Annotated in this window: 24 protein-coding genes and 1 riboswitch; of the genes, 22 read left to right on the forward strand and 2 right to left on the reverse strand. The window is 73.2% G+C overall.

The window, feature by feature from the left end; all coding sequences use genetic code 11:
• Positions 1-16 precede the first annotated feature (16 nt).
• Positions 17-904: a M15 family metallopeptidase gene (locus WD794_08415; protein ID MEX2290332.1), complete on the reverse strand. Its 888-nt coding sequence runs from the start codon at positions 902-904 to the stop codon at positions 17-19.
• A gap of 102 nt (positions 905-1,006) precedes the next feature.
• Between WD794_08415 and WD794_08420 the strand changes: the two genes are divergently transcribed.
• Both WD794_08420 and WD794_08425 read left to right on the forward strand, forming a co-directional pair.
• The gene (locus WD794_08420; GenBank protein MEX2290333.1) at positions 1,007-1,957 is read left to right on the forward strand and encodes a cobalamin biosynthesis protein; all 951 of its coding nucleotides are present in this window, start codon (positions 1,007-1,009) and stop codon (positions 1,955-1,957) included.
• Positions 1,954-3,477 (forward strand): cobyric acid synthase, encoded by a 1,524-nt coding sequence (locus WD794_08425; protein MEX2290334.1) that lies wholly within the window; start codon positions 1,954-1,956, stop codon positions 3,475-3,477. The genes WD794_08420 and WD794_08425 overlap by 4 nt, the downstream gene beginning before the upstream one ends.
• On the opposite strand, the gene purU is transcribed toward WD794_08425, so the two are convergent.
• A complete protein-coding gene (purU, locus tag WD794_08430; GenBank protein MEX2290335.1) occupies positions 3,447-4,355 on the reverse strand; it encodes a formyltetrahydrofolate deformylase in 909 nt (302 codons plus the stop codon). The genes WD794_08425 and purU overlap by 31 nt on opposite strands.
• An 83-nt stretch (positions 4,356-4,438) precedes the next feature.
• A riboswitch (cobalamin riboswitch) is annotated at positions 4,439-4,515 on the forward strand.
• A gap of 54 nt (positions 4,516-4,569) precedes the next feature.
• Here purU and WD794_08435 point away from each other — a divergent pair.
• The 20 genes from WD794_08435 (at position 4,570) to cas2 (ending at position 26,642) form a co-directional block, all read left to right on the forward strand.
• Positions 4,570-6,585: a putative cobaltochelatase gene (locus WD794_08435; protein MEX2290336.1), complete on the forward strand. Its 2,016-nt coding sequence runs from the start codon at positions 4,570-4,572 to the stop codon at positions 6,583-6,585.
• Positions 6,586-7,188, forward strand: coding sequence for a cob(I)yrinic acid a,c-diamide adenosyltransferase (cobO, locus tag WD794_08440; GenBank protein ID MEX2290337.1), 603 nt, complete (start codon positions 6,586-6,588; stop codon positions 7,186-7,188).
• A complete protein-coding gene (locus WD794_08445; GenBank protein ID MEX2290338.1) occupies positions 7,185-8,504 on the forward strand; it encodes a cobyrinate a,c-diamide synthase in 1,320 nt (439 codons plus the stop codon). The genes cobO and WD794_08445 overlap by 4 nt, the downstream gene beginning before the upstream one ends.
• A complete protein-coding gene (cobI, locus tag WD794_08450; GenBank protein MEX2290339.1) occupies positions 8,495-9,220 on the forward strand; it encodes a precorrin-2 C(20)-methyltransferase in 726 nt (241 codons plus the stop codon). Before WD794_08445 ends, cobI begins: the two co-directional genes overlap by 10 nt.
• Positions 9,217-10,059: a precorrin-4 C(11)-methyltransferase gene (cobM, locus tag WD794_08455; protein ID MEX2290340.1), complete on the forward strand. Its 843-nt coding sequence runs from the start codon at positions 9,217-9,219 to the stop codon at positions 10,057-10,059. The genes cobI and cobM overlap by 4 nt, the downstream gene beginning before the upstream one ends.
• Complete coding sequence (locus tag WD794_08460; GenBank protein MEX2290341.1) at positions 10,056-11,192, forward strand: cobalt-precorrin-5B (C(1))-methyltransferase; 1,137 nt, start codon at positions 10,056-10,058, stop codon at positions 11,190-11,192. The genes cobM and WD794_08460 overlap by 4 nt, the downstream gene beginning before the upstream one ends.
• A 5-nt stretch (positions 11,193-11,197) precedes the next feature.
• Entirely contained in the window at positions 11,198-12,679 is a 1,482-nt protein-coding gene (locus WD794_08465) for an SAM-dependent methyltransferase (GenBank protein MEX2290342.1), read from the forward strand.
• The gene (cobJ, locus tag WD794_08470; protein ID MEX2290343.1) at positions 12,676-14,325 is read left to right on the forward strand and encodes a precorrin-3B C(17)-methyltransferase; all 1,650 of its coding nucleotides are present in this window, start codon (positions 12,676-12,678) and stop codon (positions 14,323-14,325) included. The genes WD794_08465 and cobJ overlap by 4 nt, the downstream gene beginning before the upstream one ends.
• Positions 14,322-14,507: a 4Fe-4S binding protein gene (locus tag WD794_08475; GenBank protein MEX2290344.1), complete on the forward strand. Its 186-nt coding sequence runs from the start codon at positions 14,322-14,324 to the stop codon at positions 14,505-14,507. Before cobJ ends, WD794_08475 begins: the two co-directional genes overlap by 4 nt.
• Complete coding sequence (cobA, locus tag WD794_08480; protein ID MEX2290345.1) at positions 14,504-15,256, forward strand: uroporphyrinogen-III C-methyltransferase; 753 nt, start codon at positions 14,504-14,506, stop codon at positions 15,254-15,256. Before WD794_08475 ends, cobA begins: the two co-directional genes overlap by 4 nt.
• Positions 15,253-15,828 (forward strand): precorrin-8X methylmutase, encoded by a 576-nt coding sequence (locus tag WD794_08485; GenBank protein MEX2290346.1) that lies wholly within the window; start codon positions 15,253-15,255, stop codon positions 15,826-15,828. Before cobA ends, WD794_08485 begins: the two co-directional genes overlap by 4 nt.
• Entirely contained in the window at positions 15,825-16,763 is a 939-nt protein-coding gene (locus tag WD794_08490; protein MEX2290347.1) for a sirohydrochlorin chelatase, read from the forward strand. The genes WD794_08485 and WD794_08490 overlap by 4 nt, the downstream gene beginning before the upstream one ends.
• A gap of 1 nt (position 16,764) precedes the next feature.
• On the forward strand, positions 16,765-17,778 hold the full coding sequence (gene cobC / locus WD794_08495) for an Rv2231c family pyridoxal phosphate-dependent protein CobC (GenBank protein MEX2290348.1): 1,014 nt from the start codon (positions 16,765-16,767) through the stop codon (positions 17,776-17,778).
• A gap of 193 nt (positions 17,779-17,971) precedes the next feature.
• The gene (cas7u, locus tag WD794_08500) at positions 17,972-19,372 is read left to right on the forward strand and encodes a type I-U CRISPR-associated RAMP protein Csb1/Cas7u (protein MEX2290349.1); all 1,401 of its coding nucleotides are present in this window, start codon (positions 17,972-17,974) and stop codon (positions 19,370-19,372) included.
• A 6-nt stretch (positions 19,373-19,378) separates the two neighbouring features.
• Positions 19,379-20,773, forward strand: a complete 1,395-nt coding sequence (gene csb2 / locus WD794_08505) for a type I-U CRISPR-associated protein Csb2 (GenBank protein ID MEX2290350.1) — start codon at positions 19,379-19,381, stop codon at positions 20,771-20,773.
• Positions 20,770-23,703: a type I-U CRISPR-associated helicase/endonuclease Cas3 gene (gene cas3u / locus WD794_08510; protein MEX2290351.1), complete on the forward strand. Its 2,934-nt coding sequence runs from the start codon at positions 20,770-20,772 to the stop codon at positions 23,701-23,703. The genes csb2 and cas3u overlap by 4 nt, the downstream gene beginning before the upstream one ends.
• Entirely contained in the window at positions 23,700-24,665 is a 966-nt protein-coding gene (locus WD794_08515; protein MEX2290352.1) for a hypothetical protein, read from the forward strand. Before cas3u ends, WD794_08515 begins: the two co-directional genes overlap by 4 nt.
• Entirely contained in the window at positions 24,662-25,030 is a 369-nt protein-coding gene (locus WD794_08520) for a hypothetical protein (GenBank protein MEX2290353.1), read from the forward strand. Before WD794_08515 ends, WD794_08520 begins: the two co-directional genes overlap by 4 nt.
• Positions 24,946-26,337 (forward strand): CRISPR-associated endonuclease Cas1, encoded by a 1,392-nt coding sequence (cas1, locus tag WD794_08525; GenBank protein ID MEX2290354.1) that lies wholly within the window; start codon positions 24,946-24,948, stop codon positions 26,335-26,337. The genes WD794_08520 and cas1 overlap by 85 nt, the downstream gene beginning before the upstream one ends.
• Positions 26,334-26,642 (forward strand): CRISPR-associated endonuclease Cas2, encoded by a 309-nt coding sequence (gene cas2, locus WD794_08530; protein ID MEX2290355.1) that lies wholly within the window; start codon positions 26,334-26,336, stop codon positions 26,640-26,642. Before cas1 ends, cas2 begins: the two co-directional genes overlap by 4 nt.
• Positions 26,643-26,655: the final 13 nt, after the last annotated feature.

Here is a 26,655-nt window from a genome sequence, read left to right on the forward strand (position 1 = left end):
TCCCGGTACGGGTGGTTCAGCGGCCGTTCGCGCTGAAGTGCATGTAGTCCTTGCTGCTGCGCCAGTCGCCGCCCCAGGACCAGCCGGCGGCGGCGAACGCGCGTACGGCCGGCCCCCCGGCCACGTGCATGCCGGGCCGGACGTCGGCGCGGTCGGCGTAGGCGCCGGCCAGCTCGGGGACCACCAGGTCCCGCTTGACGAGCGGGTTGTGGAACGGGTTGATGTCGACCGCCAGCCCGTAGGCGTGCTGCGACCAGGTCTTCTGTCCGCGCGCGGCCCGGCAGACGTAGGACGCGCTGTTGTTGCCGTCACCGGTCGGGGCGGCGGTGAAGTCGGCCGTCGTCGGCAGCCGCATCTCCTCGATCGGGAAGTTCTGCGTGAACAGCGAGCGGAACACCTCGACCACGTCGCCGGCCGCCGAGGCGTTGACCACGAGCTCGCCGGTGTGCGCGGCGCCGTCGAAGCCGCGGAACGACACCGTCAGGTAGCGCAGGTCCTTCAGCCCCACCGGGCAGGCGGGCGACCAGCTCTCGCCCATGCGCGTGCGCACCTCCGGACCGATCGCCGCGACGGTCGCCGTGAAGCGGCCGCCAGGAGGCGGCGGAAGCGTGCTGGCCGCGGTCATCCGGCGGTCACGCAGCACCTTCGGTGTCGGCAGCACCTGGCCGAAGCCGTCCGGCCGCAGCGGCAGCGGCGACGCGCCGACGACCCACACCGGCCGGGCGACCGCCGACGGCAACGCCGATGCTGCGGGTGGCGTCGGCGCAGCGGCCGGGGACGACGGGGCGGCGGCGGTCGGCGACGGGGACGCGGTCGCACCGGCGGTCGGGCCAGTGGTCGGGGCGGTCGCACCGCAGGCGGTCGACAGGGCCACGGCGACGGCGAGCAGGAGGGGACGGGACACGGCTCCAGAATCGCATCCGCTCGGGTGTCCGGGTGCCGCTTCCGCCCGATCCGCGCCTCTCGGGCCGCGGGGGTCGCGGAGACCCCGGCTAGGCTCGCCGGCGTGCCTGGAGCTGCCTGGCCGGTCGCGGCGGGGCTGGCTGCCGGGCTGGCCGCCGACGCGCTGCTGGGCGACCCGCAGCGGGGCCATCCCGTCGCCGGCTTCGGGCTGCTGGCCGCGGCACTGGAGCGCCGGGTCCACCACGACTCGCGCGCGGCCGGCGCCGGCTACACGCTGGTGCTGACCGGCGGCGCGGCCGCTGCCGGCGCGGGCCTGCAGCGGGCGCTGCCCGGCCCGGCGGGGCGCGCCGCCGTGACCGCCCTCGCGACCTGGGCCGTCGTCGGCGGGACCAGCCTGCGGCGCGAGGCGGCGACCATGGCCGGGCACCTCGACGCCGGGGACCTGCCTGCCGCGCGCGCCCGGTTGGTGCATCTGTGCGGCCGGGACCCGGCCGCGCTGGACGGCGCGGGACTGGCGCGCGCCACGGTCGAGTCGGTCGCCGAGAACACCTCCGACGCCGTCGTCGGGCCACTGGTCTGGGGCGCCGTCGCAGGGGTTCCGGGGCTGCTGGCCTACCGCGCGGTGAACACCCTCGACGCGATGGTCGGCCACCGCTCCCCGCGCTACGAGCGGTTCGGCTGGGCGGCCGCGCGCGCCGACGACGTCGCCAACCTGCTGCCGGCCCGGCTGACTGCCGCCCTGGCCGTCGCGTTCGCTCCTGTCGTCGGTGGCAGCCGCGCGCAGGCGCTGCGGGTCCGCCGGCGGGACGGGCACCGGCACCCGAGCCCCAACGCCGGCCCGGTCGAGGCGGCGTTCGCCGGCGCGCTCGGCCGCACTCTGGGCGGCCGGCTGTGTTACGCCGGCCGGGTCGAGCAGCGCCCCCTGCTCGGCAACGGACCCGCACCCGAGGTGGCCGACATCACGCGGGCCGCGAGGCTCTCGCTTGCCGTGACCGTCGGCGCCGGGGTGCTGGTCGCGGGCGCCCGGCTGCTGCTCGACCGGGGGCGGCGATGACCCGCGGCGCCCTGCTGGTCGCCGGCACCACCTCCGACGCGGGCAAGTCGGTGCTGACCGCAGGGCTGTGCCGCTGGCTGGCCCGGCAGGGCGTGCGGGTGGCGCCGTTCAAGGCGCAGAACATGTCGCTCAACTCCGCCGTGACGCTGGACGGTGCCGAGATCGGACGGGCCCAGGCGATGCAGGCCGCGGCCGCCGGCATCGAGCCGGAGGCCGCCATGAACCCGGTGCTGCTCAAGCCGGGCAGCGATCAGAGCTCGCAGGTCGTGGTCCTCGGGCGGCCGTGGGCGGAGGTCTCCGCACTGTCCTACCGCGAGCACAAGGCCGCGCTGCTGGAGATCTCGCTGGACTGCCTGGCCGACCTGCGCCGGCGCTACGACGTGGTGGTCTGCGAGGGCGCCGGCTCACCGGCAGAGATCAACCTGCGGACCACCGACATCGCCAACCTCGGCCTGGCCCGCGCCGCGCAACTACCGGTCCTGGTGGTCGGCGACATCAACCCCGGCGGCGTGTTCGCGGCGTTGTTCGGCACCCTCGCGCTGCTCTCGCCGCAGGACCAGGCGCTGGTCTGCGGCTTCGTGGTGAACAAGTTCCGCGGCGACGTGCGGCTGCTCGAACCGGGGCTGGAGATGCTGCAGCGGCTGACCGGCCGGCGGACGTTCGGCGTGCTGCCGTGGACCGAGGGCCTGGAGCTCGACGTCGAGGACTCCCTGGGGCTGAGCGTGCCGGTCGCCCCGCTCCCGCCGGCCGGCCGGGACGTCCTGCGGGTCTCGGTGGTGCGCTTCCCGAGGCTGTCCAACTGGACCGATGTCGACGCGCTGCGCAGCGAGCCCGGGGTGCTGGTCCGCTTCGCGACCACGGCCGAGGAGTTGGCGGACGCCGATCTGGTGGTGCTGCCCGGCAGCCGGGCCACCGTCGCCGACCTGGCCTGGCTGCGGGGGCGCGGCCTGGACCGGGTGCTGATGGACCGGGCGGCCAAGGAGCTCCCTGTCCTGGGCATCTGCGGCGGCTACCAGATGCTCGGCCGCACCGTCGAGGACGACGTGGAGTCCCGCGCCGGGACGGTCGACGGCCTCGGGCTGCTGCCGGTGCGCACCGTCTTCGGCTCCGGGAAGGTCCTGGCCCGCCCCACCGGTTCCTACGCCGGGCACCCGGTGACGACGGCGTACGAGATCCACCACGGCGTGCTGACGGCCGACGGCGGGGAGGACTTCCCCGGCGGCTGCCGCGTCGGCGGCGTCGCCGGCACCGTCTGGCACGGCGCGCTGGAGAGCGACGGCCTGCGCCGGGCACTGCTGGCGGAGGTCGCCGCCGCGACCGGCCGCGACTGGAGCCCGGGGACCGGGTCGTTCGCGGCGGTCCGCCAGGCGCGGCTGGACGCGCTCGGCGACCTGGTCGCCGACCACCTCGACACCGCCGCCGTCCTGCGGCTGCTCGAGCACGGTGCGCCCGCCGGTCTGCCCTTCGTGCCGCCCGGTGCCCCTGCTGTTCAGCCGAAGACGACGGTCCGGTTGCCGTAGACGAGCACCTTCGCAGCCAGGTGCAGCCGCACCGCACGGGCCAGCACCAGCGCCTCCAGGTCGCGGCCTCGGGCGACCAGGTCCTCCACCGAGTCGCGGTGGGTGACCCGCGCCACGTCCTGCGCGAGGATCGGACCCTGGTCGAGCTCGGCCGTCGCGTAGTGCGCCGTCGCGCCGATCACCTTGACCCCCCGCTCGTACGCCTGCCGGTAGGGCTGGGCGCCGACGAAGGCCGGCAGCAGCGAGTGGTGGATGTTGATGATCGCGTGCGGGTAGCGCGCCACCAGGTCCTCGCTGAGCACCTGCATGTAGCGCGCCAGCACGATCAGCTCGACGTCCGCCTGCTCCAGCAGCTCGAGCAGCCGGCCCTCCTGCGCGGCCTTGCCGCCGGGACCGACCGGCAGGTGGTGGAAGGGGACCCCGAAGAACGCGCAGGCCTCGGCGTGGTCGGGGTGGTTGCTGGCGACGAAGGCGAGCTCCGCGTGCAGCTCTCCGGTCCACCAGCGGGCGAGCAGGTCGAGCAGGCAGTGCGGCTGCCGGGAGGCCAGTACCGCGATGCGCGTCACGTGCTCGGGCAGCTGCAACTCGCACTCCATCGAGAACCGCTCGCTGACCTCCCGGAACGCCGGCAGCACCTCCTCCGGTTGCAGGTCGAATCCCTCGAGCTCGAATTCCACCCGCTGGAAGAAGACGTCGTCATGGTGGTCGGTGTGCTGGTCCACCTCCACGATGTTCGCGCCGTGCCGGGCCAGGAAGTCGGCGACGGCAGCCACGATGCCGCGGGTGTCGGGGCAGGTCAGGAGAAGCACCGCGGTCCGGCGGCCCGGCGGGGTGTGCCGCGGCACGAACGTCGTCGGGAGCGGGTCGGCGGTCGTCATGTCTGGGGCTCCTTGCTACCGGGTGTCCCGCGCACCGTACGTGGAGGTGCAGGGGACTACCCTCGCTGCTGAAGCGACGGACGAGGAGGAAGCCGGTGCGACCCCGGCGCGGTCCCGCCACTGTGACCGAGCCGCTCAGCGGATCGGGAGCCAGACACTCCTTTCGTCGATCCGACCACCCGGGGCGCGGACCCCGAGGAAGGCACCATCCCTCGTGAGCGCGCCCCCGTACCCCTTCACCGCCGTCGTCGGCCTCGACGACCTGCGGCTCGCGCTCGTCGTCAACGCCGTCTCTCCCGCCGTCGGGGGGGTGCTCGTGCGCGGTGAGAAGGGAACCGCGAAGTCCACCGTGGTGCGCGCGCTGGCGGCGCTGCTGCCGGCCGTCGCGGTGGCCGAGGGCTGCCGCTTCTCCTGCGACCCGGCGCTGCCGGACCCGGCCTGCCCGGACCTGGAGCGGCACGCCTGCGCGGTCACCCGCCCGGCCCGCCTCGTCGAGCTGCCGGTGGGTGCGTCGGAGGACCGTCTGGTCGGGTCGCTGGACCTCGAGAAGGTTCTGACCACAGGGATCTCGGCGTACGAGCCGGGGCTGCTCGCCTCGGCGCACCGCGGGGTGCTCTACGTCGACGAGGTCAACCTGCTGCACGACCACCTGGTCGACCTGCTGCTCGACGCCGCGGCGCTGGGCACCTCCTACGTCGAGCGGGAGGGCGTGTCGGTGCGGCACGCCGCACGCTTCCTGCTGGTCGGCACGATGAATCCCGAGGAGGGTGAGCTGCGTCCGCAGCTGCTCGACCGCTTCGGGCTCACCGTCGAGGTCGCCGCCACGCGGGACCCGGTCGAGCGCGCCGACGTCGTCCGGCGCCGCCTGGCCTACGAGGCCGATCCCGCGGCCTTCGCGGCGGCGTACGCCGACTCGGACGCGACGCTGGCCGCGCAGATCGCCGCCGCCCGCGAGCGGCTGCCGCGGGTGGTGCTGGGCGACCAGGCGTTGCGGGAGGTCACCACCGTCTGCGCCGCCTTCGACGTCGACGGCCTGCGCGCCGACCTGGTGACGGCCAAGGCCGCAGTGGCGCTGGCCGCGTGGGCCGGCCGCGACGAGGTGACGACCGAGGACGTGCGGACCGCGGCCCGGCTCGCGCTGCCGCACCGGCGACGGCGCACCCCCTTCGAGGCGCCCGGTCTGGACGAGCAGCAGCTCGACGACGCGCTGTCCTCGGTCGAGCCCGAGGACGAGGGCAGCGGCACGTCCGGCGACGGCCCGTCGGACGGCGGCCCGTCCGACGGCGGCCCGTCCGGTGGCGGCGCGCCACCCCCGGTCGACCCCGCCGCCGACTCCGCCACCGACCCGGCCGCTGCGTCCGACCGACCCGAGGCTGGGGCGCCCGGTTCGTCGGACGCACCGCGGCCGGGGGAGCAGGAGCAGCCGGCCGCCGCGGCCGGCCCCGCCTTCGACCCGGTGCTGCTGTCGGTGCCCGGGGTCAACCGGCGCGCCGGCGCCTCCGGCCGCCGGTCCCGCACACAGGGGGGCAGCGGCCGGCTCACCGGCGCCCGGCTGCCCGCCGGCCGGCTGGAGTCGCTGCACCTGACCGCCACGCTGCGCGCCGCCGCTCCGCACCAGCGGCCCCGGGGCCGCTCCGGCGACGGCGTGCTGCTACGGGCGAGCGACCTGCGCGAGGCGGTCCGCGAGGGCCGCGAGGGCAACCTGGTGCTGTTCGTCGTGGACGCCTCCGGCTCGATGGCGGCGCGTTCGCGGATGAGTGCCGTGAAAGGGGCGGTGCTGAGCCTGCTCACCGATGCCTACCAGCGCCGCGACAAGGTCGCGCTGGTCAGCTTCCGTGGCGCCACGGCCGACCTCGTGCTCCCGCCGACCAGCAGCGTGGACGCCGCCGCCGCATGCCTGCAGTCCCTGCCGACCGGTGGCCGCACGCCGGTGTCCCAGGGGCTGCTGCGTGCGGCGGAGGTGCTCCGGGTGGAGCAGGTGCGCGATCGCGCGCGCCGGGCGCTGGTGGTGGTCGTCACCGACGGCCGGCACACCAGCGGGCCGTCGCCCGAGCTCGCCGCCGCGCACCTGGCCCGCAGCGGGGCGGCCTGCGTCGTCGTCGACTGCGAGAGCGGTCCGGTCCGGCTCGGCCTGGCCGCCACCCTCGGCGAGCAGCTCGGCGGCGTCGCGCTGCGGCTCGAGGAGCTGAGCGCCGACAGCCTCACCCGGGTCGTGAAGGCAGTGGCGTAGATGCCGCAGGGCGTGCCGGAGAACGTGCCGGACGACGGGCTGACCACCCGCCAGCGGCGTAACCGCGCGCTGCTCGTCGTGCACACCGGCGAGATGAAGGGCAAGTCCACCGCCGCCTTCGGTCTGGCGCTGCGCGCCTGGAACCAGGGCTGGCCGATCGGGGTCTTCCAGTTCGTCAAGAGCGCGAAGTGGAAGGTGGGCGAGGAGACCGCACTGCGCGTCCTCGGCGAGAGCGGCCAGGGCGGCACGGTGGCCTGGCACAAGATGGGCGAGGGCTGGTCCTGGACCCGCAAGTCCGGCACCGACTCCGACCACGCCGCGAACGCGCTCGAGGGCTGGCGGCAGGTGCAGCGCGACCTGACGGCCGAGACCTACCGCTTCTACGTACTCGACGAGTTCACCTACCCGATGACGTGGGGCTGGGTCGACGTGGACGAGGTCGTACGGACGCTGCGCGACCGCCCAGGCAACCAGCACGTCGTCGTCACCGGCCGCGACGCGCACCCGGCGCTGGTCGAGGCCGCCGACCTCGTCATGTCGACCACGAAGGTCAAGCACCCGATGGACGCCGGCCAGAAGGGCCAGCGGGGGATCGAGTGGTGAGCCTGCCGCGGCTGGTCGTCGCGGCGCCGTCCTCCGGCGCCGGCAAGACCACCGTGGCCACCGGGCTGATGGCGGCACTCGCGTCGCGTGGCCTGCGGGTCTCGCCGCACAAAATCGGCCCAGACTACATCGACCCCGGCTACCACGCCCTCGCGACCGGCCGGCCGGGCCGCAACCTGGACCCGGTGCTCGTCGGCGAGCAGCGGATCCGGCCGCTGCTGCTGCACGGCGCGGCCGGCTGCGACGTGGCGGTCGTCGAGGGCGTCATGGGGCTGTTCGACGGCCGCGCCGCCACGACGACCGGCTCCACCGCCCACGTGGCCGGCCTGATCGGCTCGCCCGTGGTGCTGGTCGTGGACGCCGCCTCGATGTCGCGCTCGATCGCCGCCCTCGTGCACGGATTCCGGACCTACGACCCGGCGGTCCGGCTCACCGGCGTCGTTCTCAACCGGGTCGGCAGCGACCGGCACGAGGCCCTGCTGCGCGAGGCGCTCGAGGGCGTCGTGCCGGTGCTCGGCGTGCTGCGTCGCGACGACGCGGTGGCCACGCCCAGCCGCCACCTCGGGCTGGTGCCGGCCGCCGAGCGTGCCCCCGAGGCGGTGGCCAGTGTGCGGCGGCTCGGCGAGCTGTGCGCCCGCAGCCTCGACCTGGACGCGCTGCTCGCCCTCGCGCGCTCCGCTCCGGACCTGGCCGACGAGCCGTGGTCGCCGCCGGCCGCGGCGCCCGCCCGCCGACCGGTCCTCGCCGTGGCCGGCGGACCGGCGTTCACCTTCTCCTACGCCGAGACGCCGGAGCTGCTGACGGCCGCAGGCGCGGACGTCGTGGTGGTCGACCCGTTGCGCGACGAGCAGCTGCCCGAGGGCGCGGCCGGCCTGGTCATCGGCGGGGGTTTCCCCGAGATCTACGCCGAGCAGCTGTCCGCCAATGCTCCTCTGCGGCAGGCTGTTTCCGATCTGGCACGACGGGGGGCGCCGATCGCCGCGGAGTGCGCCGGCCTGCTCTACCTGTGTGCGGAGCTCGACGGACGGCCGATGTGCGGCGTCCTGCCGGCCTCCGGGGCGATGACGCCGCGGCTGACCCTGGGCTACCAGGAGACCAAGGCCGCGGGCGCGAGTTGGATGCCGGCCGGCCCGGTGACCGGCCATGAGTTCCACCGCACGACCGTGCAGGGCAGCGGCACCCCCGCGTGGGAGAACGGCGAGGGGTTCGTGCAGGACGGCGTGCACGCCTCCTACCTGCACCTGCACTGGGCCGGTGTGCCCGAGGCGGCGGCCGGCTTCGTCGCGGCGGCGGAGGGGGCAGCGGCATGCGCCTGATCGGTGTCGGTGTCGGACCGGGCGACCCGGAGCTGGTCACGGTGAAGGGCGTCCGGGTCCTGCAGGAGGCCGACCTGGTCGTCGTGCCGGTGATGGACTCCGGCGAGCAGGGTCGCGCCGAGGCGACGGTGCGCGCGCACGTGTCGCACGACCGGTTGCGCCGGCTGGTCTTTGCCCTGGACGACCGCGGCGGCGCCAGCGCGGACCGGCTGTCGGCCTGGGAGGCCGCGGCCGACGCCGTCGCCGCGCAGCTGCGTGGGACAGGCGGCACGGTCGCCTTCGCGACGATCGGTGACCCGAACGTCTACAGCACCTTCACCTACCTGGCCGACGCGGTGCGCGAGCGGGTGCCGGCGGTGCAGGTGTCGACGGTGCCCGGCATCACCGCGATGCAGGACCTGGCGGCCCGGTCGGGCACCGTCCTGTGCGAGGGCGCCGAGTCGCTCGCCCTGCTGCCCCTGACCGCCGGCATCGAGCAGTTCGAGCAGGCGCTGACCCACTTCGACTCGGTCGTGGCCTACAAGGGCGGCCGGCACATGCCGGCGCTGCTCGAGGTGCTGCGGCGGCACGACCGACTCGACGGTGCGGTGTACGGCGCCTCGCTCGGGCTGGCCGACCAGGTCGTGGCTCCGGCCGTCGAGGCACCGGCGGGCGCGCCGTACCTCTCGACGGTGATCGTGCCGGCCCGCCGCACGACCCGGGGAGGCAAGCTGTGATCGGCCGGGTGTGCTTCGTCGGCGCCGGCCCGGGCGCCGCCGACCTGCTGACCCTGCGCGCCGCCCAGCGCATCGGCGAGGCCGACATCGTCATCTGGGCAGCATCTCTCGTGCACGAGGACGTGCTGCAGCACGCCCGGCCCGACGCCCTCGTCGTCAACAGCGCGGAGCACTCGCTGGAGGGCATCCGCGGGCACTACGAGCGCGCCGCGCGGGACGGGCTGCTGGTCGCCCGGATCCACTCCGGCGACCCGGCGCTGTGGGGCGGGACGCAGGAGCAGCACGAGCTGTGCACCGCGCTCGGGCTGGAGACCGAGGTGATCCCGGGCGTGAGCAGCTTCAGCGCCGTGGCGGCCGTCGTGCAGCGCGAGCTGACCATCCCCGAGGTCGCCCAGTCGGTCGTACTGACCCGGCTCGAGGGCGGCAAGACGCCGATGCCGTCGGGGGAGTCGGTTCGCGCCTTCGCCGAGCACGGCACGACGATGGCGCTGTTCCTGTCGGCGGCTCGGACCAGGCAGCTGCAGGACGAGCTGCTGGCGGCGGGCAGCTACGACGAGGACACCCCCTGCGTGGTGGGCTACGCGGTCACCTGGCCGGACGAGCTCGTCTTCGAGTGCCGGCTGGGCGAGCTGGCGGCGAAAGTGCGGGAGCACAAGCTCTACAAGCACACCCTGGTGCTGGTCGGGCCGGCGCTGGCCTCGGGGGGCACCCGGTCGCACCTCTACCACCCGGGGCACTTCCACGAGCACCGCAAGGTCGAGGACCAGGCTCGGCGGGCCCAGCTCCGGGCGCGGGACGAGGGGCTCCGGGCCGCCGTGCCGGCCACCAGAACGCCGTGACCGACCCGGAGCTGCGCGAGCCGGACCTGCCGCGGACGGCGAAGGTGCGCACCGGCCCGCTGCGCAGCGGCTGGACGACCGGGACCTGCAGCGCGGCCGCCGCCAAGGCCGCGGCCACCGCGCTGCTGACGCAGCAGGTCCAGCGCTCGGTGGAGGTGGACCTACCGGACGCGCGGGTCATCCCGTTCGCCGTGGAGCGCTGCGACGTCTCCGCCGACGGCGCCGAGGCGGTCGTCGTCAAGGATGCCGGCGACGACCCGGACGTCACCCACGGTGCGCACCTGACCGCCACCGTGCGGTGGGCGGCAGCGCCCGGGCTGCAGCTCGACGGTGGCGTGGGTGTCGGCGTCGTCACCAAGCCCGGGTTGGGCCTCGAGGTCGGTGGACCGGCCATCAACCCGGTCCCGCGCCAGATGATCCGCCACAACGTGGGTGCGGTCGTGGATCTGGAGGTACGCGGGGTGCACGTCGTGATCAGCGTGCCCGACGGGGAGAAGCGCGCGAAGAAGACGACCAACGCCCGGCTCGGGATCCTCGGCGGCATCAGCATCCTCGGGACCACCGGCGTCGTACGCCCCTTCTCCACCGAGTCGTGGCGCGCCTCGGTGGTGCAGGCGGTCTCGGTGATGGCAGCACAGGGCGAGCCGACGCTGGTGCTGGCGACCGGCGGGCGCACCGAGAAGGCGGCGATGCGGATGCTGCCGGACCTGCCGGAGGTCTGCTTCGTCGAGGTCGGCGACTTTACCGGCGCCGCGCTGCGCCAGGCCGTCGAGCACGGCCTGTCCGAAGTGGTGTTCGTCGGGATGGCCGGCAAGCTGACCAAGCTGGCGAGCGGGGTGCTGATGACCCACTACACCAAGAGCCGGGTCGACACCTCGGTGCTCGTCGAGGTGACCCGCGAGGCCGGCGGCGACGACGCGCTGGCCGACGGGGTGCGCGGTGCGAACACCGCGCGGCACGCCTACGAGCAGTGGGAGGCGGCCGGGCTGCTGCGGCCGGCGGGCGATCTGCTCTGCGCCCGGGTGGCGGCCGTGCTCACCCGCTTCAGCGGCCTGCCGGCGCGCGTCGCGATGGTCGACCCGGCCGGAGCCGGCATCGTTGCCGCGACCGAGAATGCTTGGGTGACAGGGTGATCACGGTGATCGGGTACGACGGCGGCCCGTTGCCGTCCGCCGCACAGCAGCGGCTGGACGGTGCGGCGCTGGTGGTCGGCGGGCGCCGGCACCTGCAGGAGGTCCGGCTGCCTGAGGGGGTGCCGACGGTCGTTCTGCGCGACGACCCGGTCGGCGCGCTGCAGGCGGCGGCCGCCGAACCGGGTGACGTCGTGGTCCTCGCCTCCGGCGATCCCGGGTTCTTCGGCGTCGTGCGCGCAGTGCGCCGGGCGGTGCAGGCGCGGGCGGTGGAGGCGCGGGCGGTCGAGGCGCTGGCGGTCGAGGTGGCGCCGGTCGAGGCGCGGGCGGTGGAGGCGCGGGCGGTCGAGGCGCTGCCGGTCGAGGTGGCGCCGGTGGAGGTGCTGCCGGCGCTGAGCAGCGTCGCCGTCGCCTTCGGCCGGGCCGGCGTCGAGTGGGACGACGCGGTCGTGGTGTCCGCCCACGGGCGCGACCCGCGCGAGGCGCTCGCGGTGGCGCGGTCTCAGCCGAAGGTCGCCGTGCTCACCGACCGGTCCTGTGGCCCGGCGCAGGTCGGTGCGGCGCTGGCCGGTCGTACCGACCGGGTGCTCGTCGTCGGGGAGCGTCTCGGGCTGCCCGGGGAGCGGGTGGTGCGGCTGACACCCGAGCAGGCCGCCGCGATGGCCTGGGAGGACCCGAACATCGTGCTCGTCCTGCCCGCGGAGGACCTGGGTCCCGGGTCGCGGGTGACCGTCGCCGGCCACCGCGGGCCGCAGGGCTGGGCGCTGCCGGTGGAGGCGTTCGCGCACCGGAACTCGATGATCAGCAAGCCGGAGGTGCGGGCGCTCGCTCTCGCCCGGCTGGGCCCGCGGCTGGGCGACGTGGTGTGGGACGTCGGCGCCGGCAGCGGAGCAGTCGGGATCGAGTGCGCCCGCTTCGGCGCCGACGTGCACGCCGTCGAGCCGCAGGCGGAGGACGCGCAGCGGGTCCGCGACAACGCCGCGGCGCACGGCGTGCACGTGCACGTGGTGCACGGCGCCGCCCCGCAGGCCCTCGACCGGCTGCCCGACCCTGACGCGGTGCTCGTCGGCGGCGGCGGCCCGGCGGTGGTCGCGGCGTGCGCCGCCCGCCGGCCCGCGCGGCTGGTGGTGCTGCTGGCCACCCTGGAGCTGGTGGCGCCCTCGGTCGCCGCGCTGGAGGCGTACGACGTGGACACTGTGCTGCTGCAGACCTGCCGGCTCACGCCCCTGGCGGTCGGCTCGAGGCTGGCGCCGGCCAACCCGGTCTTCGTCCTGTCCGGGGTGCGGCGGTCCGGGAGCCACGACGTGCACCTCGACGTGCAGACGGCCCGCTCCCCGCTCGAGAGCCCGCTCGGGCCCGAGGTGCATGTCCTGGCTCCCACCACGCCGCGGCAGGAGGCACCGTCGCGGGAGCCGCGGCAGGAGGCGCCGTCGCGGGAGGCGCGGCAGGAGGCACCGCGGCAGGAGGCACCGCGGCAGGGGACGCCATGATCGGGCTGGTCACGACCACGGCCGCGGGCCGGGCGACCGCCGAGCGGCTGGCGGCTGCGCTGCCCGGCACCCGGACCTATCCGGTGAGCGAGATCGGGACCGCCTGGCGTGACTGCGACGCGCTGGTCTGCTTCCTGGCCACCGGCGCGACGGTGCGGCTGGTCGCGCCGTTGCTGGGCGACAAGGCGACCGATCCGGGTGTGGTCGTCGTGGACGAGGCCGCCCGCTTCGCGGTCGCACTGCTCGGTGGCCACCGGGGCGGCGCGAACGCGCTCGCGCAGCAGGTGGCCGACGTCCTCGCCGCGACCGCCGTCGTGACCACCGCCACCGACGCGGTGGGGCTGCCAGGCCTGGACTCCCTCGGCTGGCCGGTCGAGGGGGCCGTGGCCGCCGTCAGCCGGGCGATGCTCGACGGCGAGCCGGTGCGGCTCGAGGCGGACGCCACCTGGCCACTGCCCCCGCTGCCGGCCGGTGACGAGGGTGCGCACGTCGTGCGGGTCACCGACCGGCGGGTCGCACCCGACGACCGGACCGTGCTGCTGCGCCCGCCGTCGCTGGTGCTCGGCGTCGGCGCCTCCACCGGGGTGAGCGCCGAGGAGGTGCTCGACCTGGTCGACCGCACCCTCGAGGGGGCCGGCCTGTCCGGCGCGAGCGTCGCGGCCGTCGGCACCGCCGACGCCAAGGCCGAGGAGGCGGGCATCGTGAAAGCGTGCGCCGCCCGCGGCTGGCCGCTCACGACATTCCCCGCGGCGCAGCTGGCCGGCGTGGCCGTACCGAATCCGAGTGCGGAGCCGCAGCAGGCGATCGGCACTCCGAGCGTGGCGGAGGCAGCGGCGCTGCTGCTCGGCGAGGAGCTGGTCGTCGAGAAGACCAAGAGCGCCCGGGCCACCGTCGCCGTCGCCCGCCGCCGGCCCCGGGGCCGGCTGGCGCTGGTCGGCCTCGGCCCGGGCGCCCGCGACCTGCTCACGCCGCGGGCGGTGACCGAGCTGCGCCGGGCTGCGGTGTGGGTGGGACTCGACCAGTACGTCGAGCAGGTCCGCGACCTGGCCCGGCCCGGCACCCGGATGCTCGTGACCGGCCTGGGCAGGGAGGAGGAGCGTGCCCACAGCGCCGTGGCCGAGGCTCAGAAAGGCTACGCGGTAGCACTGCTGGGCTCCGGCGATGCCGGCGTCTACGCGATGGCCAGCCCGGCGCTCGAGGTGGCCGGCGACGACATCGACGTGGTCGGCGTGCCCGGTGTCACCGCCGCGCTGGCCGCGGGCAGCCTGCTCGGGGCGCCGCTCGGGCACGACCACGCGAGCGTCAGCCTGTCCGACCTGCACACCCCGTGGCCGGCGATCGAACGCCGCATCCGGGCGGTGGCCGAGGCCGACCTGGTGGTCACCTTCTACAACCCGCGCAGCCGGGGCCGCGACTGGCAGATGCCCAAGGCCGTGTCGATGCTGCTGGAGCACCGGCCGGCCGGCACTCCGGTAGGCGTCGTCACCGACGCGTCGCGGCCGACCGAGCGGGTCGTGCTCACGACCCTCGGCGAGCTCGACTGCACGCAGGTGACGATGTACGCATGCGTCGTGGTCGGTTCCTCCCAGAGCAGCGTCGTGGCCGGCCGCATGGTCACGCCCCGCGGCTACCGGTGGTCACCGTGACGTACGTGTTCACCGACGCCTGCACCGCCTGCGGGGCCTGCCTGCTCACCTGCCCGGAGCACGCCATCGTCGCGACGCTCCCGCTGCAGGTCCGCGCCGACCGGTGCACCTCCTGCGGCGAGTGCGTCGAGGTCTGCCCGGCCGACGCCGTCCGGCAGGTCACCGACCTGGAGCCCGCGTGAGACCCGGGACCGTCGCCCTGGTCGGCGCCGGCCCGGGCGACCCGGGCCTGCTGACGCTGCGCGGCGCGGAGCTGCTGGCCCAGGCCGACGTCGTGCTCGTCGACCGGCTCGTGCACCCCGACGTCCTGACGCACTGCCGGGCCGACGCCGAGGTGGTCGACGTCGGCAAGACCAGCTGGACGGGGACGGCGCCGCGCCAGGAGGAGATCAACGCCCAGCTGGTCGCGCACGCCCGCGCCGGCCGGCGGGTGGTGCGGCTCAAGGGCGGCGACCCCTTCGTCTTCGGCCGCGGCTCGGAGGAGGCCGCGGCGCTGGTGGAGCAGGGCATCGACGTCCAGGTCGTTCCCGGGATCTCCTCGGCGCTGGCGGCGCCGGCCTACGCCGGCATCCCGGTCACCGCCCGCGGCTACACCCAGGACGTCTGCGTGGTCACCGGCCACCTCGACCCCGAGGACCCGGCCAGCCGGGTGCGCTGGCAGGCGCTGGCGCAGGGGCCGGGAACCCTGGTGATCCTCATGGGCCACGACCGGCTCCCGCTGCTCACCCGGAGCCTGATCCGCTTCGGCCGGGACGCCGCGACCCCCGCCGCCTGCATCCAGTCCGGCACCACGGACCAGCAGCGGGTCGTCGTCAGCACGCTGGAGCGGCTGGCCGACGAGGTGGCCGCCGCCGGGCTGCGCGCTCCCGTCGCCACCGTGATCGGCGAGGTCGTCCGGCTGCGCGAGACGTTGAGGTGGTTCGACCGATGAGCCGCGCCACGGTGCACCCGATCGAGCAGGAGTCCTTCGCGATCCTGCGTCGCAGGATCGATCTGTCGCACCTGCCGCCGCTGACCCGGGCGGTCGTCGAACGGGTCGTGCACGCGAGCGCCGACCTGGGCTACGCCGACGACCTCGTCACCAGCGAGCCGGTGCTGCGCCGAGGACACCAGGCGCTGCGGGACGGGGCGCCCGTCGTGGCCGACGTGCAGATGGTGGCGGCCGGCATCACCACCCGCGCCGCGCTGTGCCGGGTCCGGGAGGCCCGCGCCCACGACGGTCTGACCCGCAGTGCCGCCGCGATCCGGCTGGCCTTCGCCGAGGTCGGCCCCGGCGCCGTCTGGGTGATCGGCTGCGCCCCCACCGCCCTGTTCGAGCTGATCGACCTCGGGGTCGAGCCGGCGCTGGTGGTCGGTCTGCCCGTCGGCTTCGTCGGCGCCGCGGAGTCCAAGCAGGCGCTGCGCGACAGCGGCCTGCCGGCGGTCTCCAATGTCAGTGAGAAGGGCGGCTCCGCCGTCGCGTCCGCGGCCCTGAACGCCCTGCTGTACGAAGGACCGGCATGAGCCGTCCCGCGCTGCTGGTGGTCGGGCACGGCACCCGGAGCACCGCCGGGTGCGCCGACTTCGCCGGGCTGATCGACCTCGTGCAGCTGCGGGCGCCGCACGCCGACGTCACCGGCGGCTTCCTGGAGCTGGCGCCGCCCCCGATCCAGCAGGCGGTCGGGCGGCTGGTGCAGGCCGGTCACACGCACATCGACGTGGTCCCGCTCGTGCTGGTCGCCGCTGGGCACAGCAAGGGCGACATCCCGGCCGCCCTCGAGCGGGAGAAGCTGCGCCACCCCGGCCTGGTCTTCCGGTACGGCCGGCCGCTCGGGCCGCACCCGGACCTGCTGCGGCTGGCCGAGCGGCGGCTCGAGGCGGTGGTTCCGCGCGAGCAGTGGCCGGAGACCGCCGTCGTGCTGGTCGGCCGCGGCGCCACCGACCCGGACGCGAACGCCGAGGTCGCCAAGACCGCGCGGTTGCTGCAGGAGGGCCGTGGCATCGGGACGGTCGAGACGGCCTTCGTGTCGCTGGCCGAGCCCTCGGTCGCCGGCGGGCTGGACCGCGTACACCGGCTCGGCTACCGCCGGGCCGTCGTGCTGCCGTGGTTTCTGTTCGCCGGCGTGCTGCCCGACCGCATCGTCACGCAGACGGCGGACTGGGCCCGCGCGCACCCGGACGTCGAGGTGCACGCCGCGGAGCTGCTCGGATCGGGGGAGGAGCTGGCCGCGGTCGTGCTCGAGCGGTGGGCCGAGATCGACGCGGGTGACCTCCGGATGAACTGTGACACCTGCGCCTACCGCGTCGCGCTGCCCGGCTTCGAGGACAAGCTCGGTGCCCCCCAGCGGCCGCACGACCATCCCGACGACCCGGCGCACCCGCACGACCGTCCCGACGACCCGGCGCACCCGCACGACCGTCCCGACGACCCGGCGCACCCGCACGCCCACTCGCACTGAGGTGGAGCCCGACCTGCACCACCACGGCGACGTCGAGGCCACTCCCGGCCTGCTCGACCTGGCGGTCAACGTCCGCGGGACGGCGCCGCCGGCCTGGCTGCGGGGGCGGCTCGAGCGTGCGCTGGACCGGCTCGGCAGCTACCCGGACCAGCACGCCGCCCGGACCGCCGTCGCCCGGCGGCACGACCGCGAGCCGGCCGACGTGCTGCTGACCGCCGGCGCGGCCGAGGCCTTCGTGCTGCTCGCCCGCGCGCTCACCCCCCGGCGCCCGCTCGTGGTCCATCCCGGCTTCACCGAGCCCGAGGCCGCACTGGCGGCGGCCGGTCACGAGGTCGACCGGCTGCTGCTCGCGCCGCCGTACGTCCTGGATCCGGCGCAGGTGCCGGACGACGCCGACCTGGTGGTGATCGGCAACCCGACCAACCCGACCGGTGTGGTGCACGAGCGGCTGGCCGAGCTGTGCCGGCCGGGGCGGACGGTCGTGGTCGATGAGGCCTTCGCCGACGCGGTGCCGGGGGAGCCGCACTCGCTGGCGGGACGGGCCGACCTGCCCGGGCTGATCGTGGTCCGCAGCCTCACCAAGACCTGGGCGCTGCCCGGGCTGCGGGTGGGCTACCTGCTCGCCGCGCCGGCCCTCGTCGACACGCTGCAGCGGGCGCAACCGCTGTGGCCGGTGTCCACGCTGGGGCTCACCGCACTCGAGACCTGCCTGGCGAGGGGGCCGGTGAGCAGCGCCGCGAAGGAGGCGGCGGTGCTGGCGCAGGAGCGTGTACGCCTGCAACAGGCCCTGGACCAGCTCGGCGTCGAGGTGGCCCCCGGTTCGCAGGCACCCTTCTTGCTGTGCCGCGTCCCAGGCCGCCGGGACGTGCGGGAAGCATTGCGCGACAGGGGTATCGCGGTCCGGCGCGGCGACACCTTCCCGGGGCTGACCGCCGAGCACTGGCGTACGGCCGTGCGCGGGCCCGAGGAGTCCGACCAGCTCCTCAACGCCCTCGCCGACCTGCTGCAGCAGTGAACGCCCGAGGTTGACAGCCCCCTCCATCGCGTGAATGCGTGGGTGAAGCTCGCGGTCTCGGCGTAGCCCAGCCGACCGGCGACCTGCTCGACGGTGAGTCCGCCGGTCGTGAGCGGTTCCGGCGCCAGCGTTGTGGCGCCAAGCGTCCGCGGGGTCCGCCTTGAGGTCGGGCGCGTCCCCGAGCTCAAACGCCGTGCCCGTTGAGCGTTTCGCGCTGTGTCTTAGCCATGTGCCCGATCACGTCGCGAGCGTCCATGGCTTGCTGCGGTGTTTGCGGGCGGTCGACAGGTACGTGGGACTCTTCGCCGGAGGTTTGTGCGTCGACCGCATCTTCCTGCTGCCGTGCGGTTTTTGTCCGACCTCGGCGATAGCAACCACGTCTCACGCCCGGCGGCTCGTCGGGCCCAGCGAAGGAGTTGCGATGACGAGCACGACCAAGCTGTACGACCGACTCGTGCGCGGGGTCAACCTCGACGACGACAGCACGGATGCGGCGATCCGGATCACCGCCGACTACGAGCCGATCGGGGGGTGGGAGGGCAAACTAAACCCGCCGACCTACCCGACGGACCGCGAACACCCGGTGCCCTACCTGATAGAGAAGCGCTTCCATGCTGGCGAGGTCGAGGACATCGTCCTGCTGGACTCGCGTCAGTCGCAGGCCAACCGCAGCGAGGAGGCGCTCCAAGCCGCGATCGACGGTGGCAGGTTCTTCCTCCCGCACCTGGCCCTCGAGGTCGAGAGCTTCGGCCGCGCCCACCGCATCACCTCGCTCACCGCTCCGCATCGTAGCCGTGACGCCTACTTCCGGGATGCCGTGACCCCAGCCGGCACTGCTTTCGACAAGACGGAGGTCGGTGCGGCGCTGGCCACCGTCAGCACTGGCGACGCGACGGCGATGCTGCGTCACTCCCCTGTTGACCTGACCCTGGGTGTGTGGGACAGCCATCGAGAGTTGCGCTTGGCAACCAAGTTCCCCCGCAGTTACACCTCCGAGATCGTCGGACACGGCGTGGCGCAGGGACATCGGGCCGCCGGCCGCGCCGACTTGATCGTGTCTGGCGCGGCGAGGGTCAAGGTGGGCGAGGGCAAGACTTGGTCGTTGGCAGAGGACAAGGACACCAAGGGGACCAAAAAGCTCAGCGAGCTAGGCCACGGCTCGATCCCGCCGAGCTTCACGGCGACCGGTGGGGTGTCCGTTCAGCGAGTGTCACGAGTGGCCACTATCGGCTTCGCCGGGATAGCGCGCCTAGGCTTCGCCAGCCTCGACAGCGCTGGCGCGCGGGCGGCTCGGGCCGTGATTGCCTGTATCGCCCTCGCCGGTGACCGGCTCGCCTTCGCCCGGCCGGGGCTGTTCCTACGGTCAGGGTGCGAGCTGGCGCTGACGTCGGAGTCGCTGAGCTGGGTCGGGACCGAACAGGAGTCCTTTGTCCTTGACCGTGGTGTGGCGGTCGACCTGCTCGTCCACGCGATCGAGCGTCTGTCCGCTGCCGGCGTCGGTTGGGACGGCGAGCCGGTACGCCTCATCCCAGGTGCGGAGCTCCAGAAGGCCATCGACCGGGCCTTCTTCAGCCAGCCGGCTGACGAGGAGTGACTGGCTGTGCTGACGGTGAGCGTCATCTTCATAGGCGGGACCTACGAGGCGGCCCTGGACGGCCAGCCCGAGTGGCCGCCGCACCCGGGCCGGGTGTTCAACGCATTGGTGGCTCAGGCTGAGCCGGAGTCTAACGACCAGGACGCCCTCCTCTGGCTCGAGAACCAACCACCCCCAGTCGTGCTGGCCACCGAAGCCAAGGGGTCCAGCCTGGAGGCCTACGTGCCGACCAACGCCGTCGACGCTGCCAAGGACACCCACCAGAGCTACCTGGGGCGCAGGGCCTTGCCTCGTGCATGGCACCGATCCCACCCGGAGCGGGCCGAGATCATGCTTGCATGGGAGGCGGCCGATCCGGCACCGGAGGTTGTATCCGGGCTCGCCCGCCTCTGCCGTCGAGTGCCTTACCTCGGGCGGGTCAGCTCCCCAGTGGTGATGACGGTCGGTGTCAATCCTCCCGACTCGGAAGGTTTCCTGCGATGGGAGCACCCAGGCGACCGGAGCATCCGACTGCGAGTACCGCAACCCAATACGCTGGCTGCGCTGCGGCAGGCCTACGACACCGGTCAGCCCGCCAGGTCGGTTGATCGGTGGGTCGCGTACGGGCAGCCCGTCGTCGTCACGCCTGAGGATCCAGCGGTCAGCGACGGTCCCTGGCCGGAGCTGTTGACCTTCGGTTTCCCTCCCGGCCACTACCTGGATGGACGGCAGGCTGCCCGCGTGGCGATCGCCTGGCGCAAGGCTGTCCTCTCCACGCTGGGCCCGCTGCACTCGCCGGAGGAGTTGGCGCTGTTGCATGGACACCACGACGGTGCGGCACGTCAATGTGCGTTCTTTGCGCTACCCGACGTCGGCCATCCGCACGCCGACGGTCAGCTGCGCGGCCTGGCGCTGGCACTCAGCGTCGACCTGCCCGCGACCGTGCGCCGTTCGCTGTTGACCGTGCTCGGGATGGATCTGGACGCGCCGAGGCTTGACGGCTTCTTCGTACCGGGCTTGTCGGGTGCCACGCTGCCCCTGGCTCATGGGCTGCTCGACGGCCGTCAGGTGGTCGACCCCGACAGGTGGACGGGTGGGGCGGGGCAGACCCGGTGGTCGTCGGTGCTCCCCGTCGTCCTTGACCGTTACCCGCACCGCCGCGAGACCGCGGAGGAACACCTGATCGCGGCATGCCGACTGGCCGGCTTCCCGGAACCCCTCGAGGTGGACGTCCAGTCAGGTTCGGCTGTGGAAGGCGCCTTGCGACTTCGACAGGGGGACCTCCGCCGTCGTCCCAGCGAACCGGCACGGCCAGCGTTGCACTGCAGGCTCGCCTTCGCTGAGCCGGTGCGGGGCCCGATGCTGCTGGGGCACCTACGGCACGTCGGGCTTGGTCTTATGCTCCCCTCCGGCGCATCGTGACCCTCCAGGCCGGGGGCTTCCCGGACTTCTTCTTCGCGGTCCACGGCCTCGCTCCGTTCGCCTGGCAGGTCGAGCTCGCGAGTCTGGTGATCAAGACCGGACGGTGGCCGGCGGCGCTCGACGTGCCCACCGGTATGGGCAAGACCGCTGTCCTGGACATCGCGGTGTTTGCCCTTGCCTGCCAAGCGCGTGATCCGGAGCGAACGGCCCCGACGCGCACCTTCCTGGTCGTGGACCGGCGCGTCATCGTGGACCAAGCGCACGAGCGTGCCCAGCGCATCGCCGACGCCATCGCCGGGTCGTCCACAGGCGTGCTGGCTGAGGTTGGCGCTGCGCTGAGGAACCTCGCCGGCGAGCAGGGGCCGCCCCTGGCGACGGTGCGGATGCGCGGTGGCAGCACCTGGGCTTCGCGCTGGCTGTCCTCTGCCTGCACCCCGGCGATCGTGACTGGCACCGTCGACCAGCTCGGCAGCCGCCTGCTGTTCCGGGGATATGGCGTCAGCGACGGGATGAAGCCGATCAACGCGGCGCTGTGCGGCAAGGACAGCCTGCTGCTGCTGGATGAGGCTCACCTATCGCAGCCATTCCTACGCACGGTGACCGCCGTACGCAGCTATGAGGCGTTGGCGGTCGAGCCTGTCCTGGGCGCCCGGCGCCCTCGCGCGGTCCTGCTGTCGGCCACCCTGTCCAAGCCGAGTGACGGATCGCTTGACGACGTCTTCGCGTGCGACCCGGAAGCGGAAACCTCACCGGTGGCGCAGGCACGGCTGCACGCCGTCAAGCGGACCCGGTTGCTCGATGTCAAGGCCAGGGGAGACCTCGCCCCTGTGCTGGACGATCTCGCCCGCCATGCTCTCGCCACCGGTGCCGAGAGGGTCGCGGTCATCTGCAACACAGTGGCTCTGGCTAGGTCGGTCTTCGAAGGCTTGAAGACGGTCACTGACAAGGTCGACCGGGCACTTCTTATCGGTCGCTGCCGCGGGGTGGAGCGCGACGCCAACGCCGACATGTGGGTGCGTGGTCGGCTCGCAGCGACACAACTCCGCGACCCGGCACGACCGCTCGTGGTCGTGGCCACCCAGACTGTCGAGGTCGGCGCCGACATGGATGTTGACGCGCTTATCACCGAGGCGTGTCCGCTGGATGCGCTCACCCAGCGCCTGGGCAGGCTGAACCGACTTGGCCGGGCCATCAGCGCCGACGCGGTCATCGTGTGGGATGCCAGCGTGCACGGTCAGCAGGAACAGACCCTGGTCTATGGCTCGGCGACGGGCCGAACCTGGGATTGGCTTGTCGAGCGGGCGGGACCGGTGACGCAGACGACCCCGGCGAAGGTGCTCGCCACCCTCCCTAGAGCGCCCATCCTCGACCTGGGCGTCCGAGGTGAGCTGGCGCGCCTGACGCCTGGCGAGCGAGCCAACTTGGCGACCGCGAGTCCGCTGGCTCCAGTGGTGCTGTCGCCGATCCTCGACATCTGGTCTCGGACCAGCCCGATACCGGTTCCTGACCAACCCGTCGCACCGTTCCTTCATGGACTCACACCGCCGCGAGCGGAGGTCTCGGTGTGCTGGCGGGCCGGCTTGTCCGGACGCGAAGCATGGGAGGAGGAGCTCGCCTTGGTGCCGCCCGGGGCTCACGAGCTGGTCACCGTCTCCTACGTCGAGGCGCGGCGGGTCCTGTTGCGCCTGTCGGGTTCCAGCACGCAGAGTGATTCCGAGGGTGGGCTGGAGGAGGAGGATCCCTTCGACGAGGCGCCAACCGTACAGGGCTGGGTGCTGCGCGGCGACGGCAAGATCGTGCCGTTGACCCAGCCTGCCCTGCGTCCGGGCGCCATCGTGGTGTTGGACAGCGAGTCGGGCGGGCACGATGCGTGGGGTTGGACCGGACGCCTGGAGGACGGCAAGGTTGCCGACGTCGCCGATCCAGGAGAGCGCGGTCCCTGGCGGTTGCGCCTGCGGCCCGGGCTCTGGAACCACGTCCTGGCCTCGAGCCACGACGCGTGGCAGGTGCTTGGGGACCCCGACCATGATCGGCGCGAGCTCCAGGACCTGGTCCGGACGCTGCACGGTCACGCCGAGCCCGGCCCGCTGCGCACCTTGCTCGGCCACTTCGCCGGTCCCGAGCGCTGGGGACCGGAGGTCAGACAGCGCTGGGTGTCAGGCGGGATCATCCTGACCCGTCCCCGGAGCGGACCCGACGACGTGCACGGCGGTCTCACCGACGGTGCCGATGACCGAGCTGGCCTGGTCCCTGGTTCCTCTTCGGTCGCCCGGACACCGATTGGGCTACATCGACACCTGCGGGACGTCGGTGGCCGGGCGCGGATGGAGGCGCTGGGCCTCGGACTGCCTGCGGACCTGGTCCACGCGCTTACGGTGGCCGGACTCGCCCACGACCTCGGCAAGGCTGATCCGCGCTTCCAGTTGGTGTTGCACGGAGGTGACCGATACCGGCGCGAGCTGGCGCCCGAGCTTTTGGCCAAATCGCCGGTTGCTACCTCCAGCCAGGCCGAGCGGTCGAGCATCGCTCGCCTCTCAGGGCGGCCCCGAGGGATGCGTCACGAGAGCATCTCCGCTACGGCGCTCCTGCGCCTGCAGATCCTGCACCCTGAGCTACTCGCAGGGATTGACGCCGAACTCGTGCTCCACCTGGTTGCCTCCCACCACGGTCATGCCAGGCCGCTGCTGCCGGCTGTGGTGGACACCGAGCCGGTGGACGTGGAGGCCGGCCTCCCGGCACTCGACCCAGACGTGGCGCCCCTGCTCGCGTCGGTGCGCAGCGACGAGGGCGTCGTCGACTGGGACCATCCGGGCCGCTACGCCCGCCTCTGCGCGCGCTATGGACGCTGGGGTCTGGCCCTACTGGAGACCGTCCTGCGGCTGGCCGACATGGCCGAGTCCGAGGCGTACGACCGGGAGGTCCCGTCATGACCGTGCTCAGGCTGCCTGCGCTGCGCAGTGATGACACGCTCGGTTTCCTGGCTGCAATCGGAACCGTGGAGCTCTGCTCCACGGCGCTGGGCTGGAACGTCCGGCTGGGCTGGGAGCGGCTTGGCGGTGCCGCCCTCCTGGACGCGCCGGTCGGCACGGTGCACGATCTGGCAGCTTCGCTGCTCGGGGTGGCCGTGAAGCTCAATGGCGAGGGGCGCCTTGTGCCCGGAGTCGAGGCCGGGCTCATCCCCAAAGCGCTGAGCACGCTCGAGCGCAGGAAGCAGAGCCTCGCCCTGGACCCGCTCAAGATGACGCCGGAGATCGCCGTCCGCCGCTTCGCCGGCCTGCAGGAGGGTGACCTGCCAGGAGCGGGAACGGACGCGCGTTGGCTCGCGGCGCTGGTGGCGCAGTGCGCACCGGCTCCGACGGCTACGGCGGGGGAGCGCCGGCTGACCCCGCTCTATGCACCGAGAGGCATGATGACGCTGTTCCAGTTGTTTCGCGATTCCCTCTCGGAGGTGACGAACCGACCGGAACTCCTTGAACAGGCGTTGTTGAACTGGCGGCGAGATGAAGGCACGGGTGCCGATCTCGACGCCCGCTGGCTGAGGGATGGAGCTGCTGCGAGCCGCGAGCGAAAGAGTGGGACGGACAACCAAGCGGTGTTGGGCGCCACCTGGCTCGCCCTACAGTCCCTGCCCTGGTTCACCCAGACTGGGGACGGCCGTCTCGCGGAGGCGACCGGGTGGGTACGCGGGCGGGGTGGCTCGGCTCTGCGCTGGCCGGTCTGGACCGCCCTACTCGACGTGCCGGCGATCCAGGTTGTGCTGTCTCATCCCGAAATCGGTCCAACGCCGGCATCGCCGTCACTCGGCGTCGTCGGTGTGTGCGAGGCGAGGCGACGCGCACTCAGTAAGTCTGCTGGGCCGCTCCAGCCCCCTGTAGTCCTGTGGTCAGCATGACTGCGGTCCCCGATTTGGTGCCCGCTCGGATGGTCAACGAGTTCGCGTATTGTCCACGGCTGTTCTTCCTCGAGTGGGTGCAGTCCCAGTTCGAGGACAGCGCGGACACGGTCGACGGCCGCTACCAGCACCGGGTGGTGGACGAGGAGACCGGAAGGGTGCCCCCTCCCGAGTCGGCGGACCAGCTTCGAGGTGCCCGTTCGGTCTTGGTCTCGGCACCGCGGCTCGGCTTGATCGGCAGGATGATTTACTGGAAGGAGATGCCGGTTCGGTCGTTCCGGTGGATTATAAGCGTGGGGCGCCGGCTGACCGCCCCGGTCGTGTTTGGGAGCCCGAGCGTCGACAAGTCGCCGTGCACGCGCTGATGCTGCGGGACGCCGGCTACCAAGTCGATCATGCCGCGCTCTACTTCGCCGAGACCCGTCAGCGCGTCCGGGTGGAGTTAACCGACGGCTTGCTCGACGCCACTGAGGCGTCGATCGCCGAGCTGCGCACCGTCGCCGCCAGCGAGGTCGCGCCCCTCCCGCTTATCGACTCGCCGAAGTGTCCGCGCTGCTCGCTCGTCGGCATCTGTCTGCCCGACGAGCACAATCTTCTACAGGCCCGAGCCGCACGTGCCCCGCGCCGGCTGACGCCGACAGACGGATCAGCCCGGCCTCTCTACGTCACTGAGGCCGGTGCGTCGGTCTCGGTGCGCTCAGGCCGGATGATCGTGAACGGGCGGCCGTCTCGTGAGGTCGGCGTCAAAACTGACGTACGCGCGTCCGTACGTATGCTGGATATCTCGCACGTCGCCGTCTTCGGCAACGTCCAGGTGAGTACCCAAGCGTTGCGGGAGCTGTTTGCCCGCGACGTGCCGGTTCTCTACTTCTCGGGTGGAGGCTGGCTCGAAGGAGTGGCTCAGGGCTTGCCGTCAAAGCATGTCCAATTGCGGACCAGACAGGTCGCGCTCGCCACCGCTGGAGGGCTGGATGCCGCCCGCCTGATGGTACGCGCCAAGATCCGAAACAGCCGGGTCCTGTTGCGACGGAACACCCGCACTGACAACACGATCGCCGTCCAGCGTCTCGCCGCGCTCGCTGACGCCGCAGAGATGGTGGACTCTCCGGCGTCGCTCCTGGGCATCGAGGGAGCAGCAGCCCGGACCTACTTCGGCGCGTTCGCCTCCATGCTGCGCCCCGAACTCACTCTTCCCGGTGCATCCTTCGCATTCGAGGGGAGAAACCGCCGACCACCCAAGGACGCGGTCAACTGCCTGCTCTCCTTCAACTACGCCCTGCTCGTCAAGGATCTCGTGGCCGTCTGCATCGGCGTCGGGCTTGACCCCTACCTCGGCGTCTTCCACCGACCACGCTTCGGCAGGCCAGCGCTCGCCCTCGACCTCGCGGAGGAGTTCCGGCCGCTGATCGCGGAATCGACGGTGCTGAATATGATCAACAACGGAGAGATCGCCGCGTCTGACTTTGTCGTGCGGGCGGAAGGTGTCGCGTTGACCAAGGACGGCCGGCGGTCTGCTATCGCCGCGTACGAGCGTCGGCTGGACATCGAGATAACACATCCGGTCTACGGCTACCGCATCACCTACCGCAGGGTCCTCGAGGTCCAGGCACGCATCCTCGCAGCGTGGATGCTCGGCGAGATTCCTGCCTATGCCGCCTTCACTACGAGATGACCCGCATCGAGCACCGCTCAGCGCGGCGGCGCTACCTCATCGCCTACGACATCCGGGAACCTGGCCGGCTCCGTTCGATCCACAAGGTGGTTAAGGCCCACGGCGAGCCGCTTCAGTACTCGGTGTTCCTCTGCGACCTCAATCCCAGTGAGCTCACCGGCTTGCGCTGGAAGCTTGAGGACATCATGGCGCACGAGGTCGACAGTATTCTCATACTGGACCTTGGGAACCCACGAGACCTATCGGCCTTCACCTTCCTGGGTGAGCGCGCCGAACTTCCCATCTCGGGGCCGCGCATTCTATAGGACGAGCACTGAG

Source organism: Mycobacteriales bacterium, assembly GCA_040902655.1.
GTDB lineage: Bacteria > Actinomycetota > Actinomycetes > Mycobacteriales > SCTD01 > SCTD01.

Bases quoted from the DNA above. Each gene is read 5' to 3' on its own strand.
- WD794_08425 (MEX2290334.1), top strand. From the start codon at position 1,954: ATGACCCGCGGCGCCCTGCTGGTCGCCGGCACCACCTCCGACGCGGGC.
- purU (MEX2290335.1), bottom strand. From the start codon at position 4,355: ATGACGACCGCCGACCCGCTCCCGACGACGTTCGTGCCGCGGCACACC.
- cobO (MEX2290337.1), top strand. From the start codon at position 6,586: ATGCCGCAGGGCGTGCCGGAGAACGTGCCGGACGACGGGCTGACCACC.
- cobI (MEX2290339.1), top strand. From the start codon at position 8,495: ATGCGCCTGATCGGTGTCGGTGTCGGACCGGGCGACCCGGAGCTGGTC.
- cobJ (MEX2290343.1), top strand. From the start codon at position 12,676: ATGATCGGGCTGGTCACGACCACGGCCGCGGGCCGGGCGACCGCCGAG.
- WD794_08485 (MEX2290346.1), top strand. From the start codon at position 15,253: ATGAGCCGCGCCACGGTGCACCCGATCGAGCAGGAGTCCTTCGCGATC.
- WD794_08490 (MEX2290347.1), top strand. From the start codon at position 15,825: ATGAGCCGTCCCGCGCTGCTGGTGGTCGGGCACGGCACCCGGAGCACC.
- WD794_08515 (MEX2290352.1), top strand. From the start codon at position 23,700: ATGACCGTGCTCAGGCTGCCTGCGCTGCGCAGTGATGACACGCTCGGT.
- WD794_08520 (MEX2290353.1), top strand. From the start codon at position 24,662: ATGACTGCGGTCCCCGATTTGGTGCCCGCTCGGATGGTCAACGAGTTC.
- cas2 (MEX2290355.1), top strand. From the start codon at position 26,334: ATGACCCGCATCGAGCACCGCTCAGCGCGGCGGCGCTACCTCATCGCC.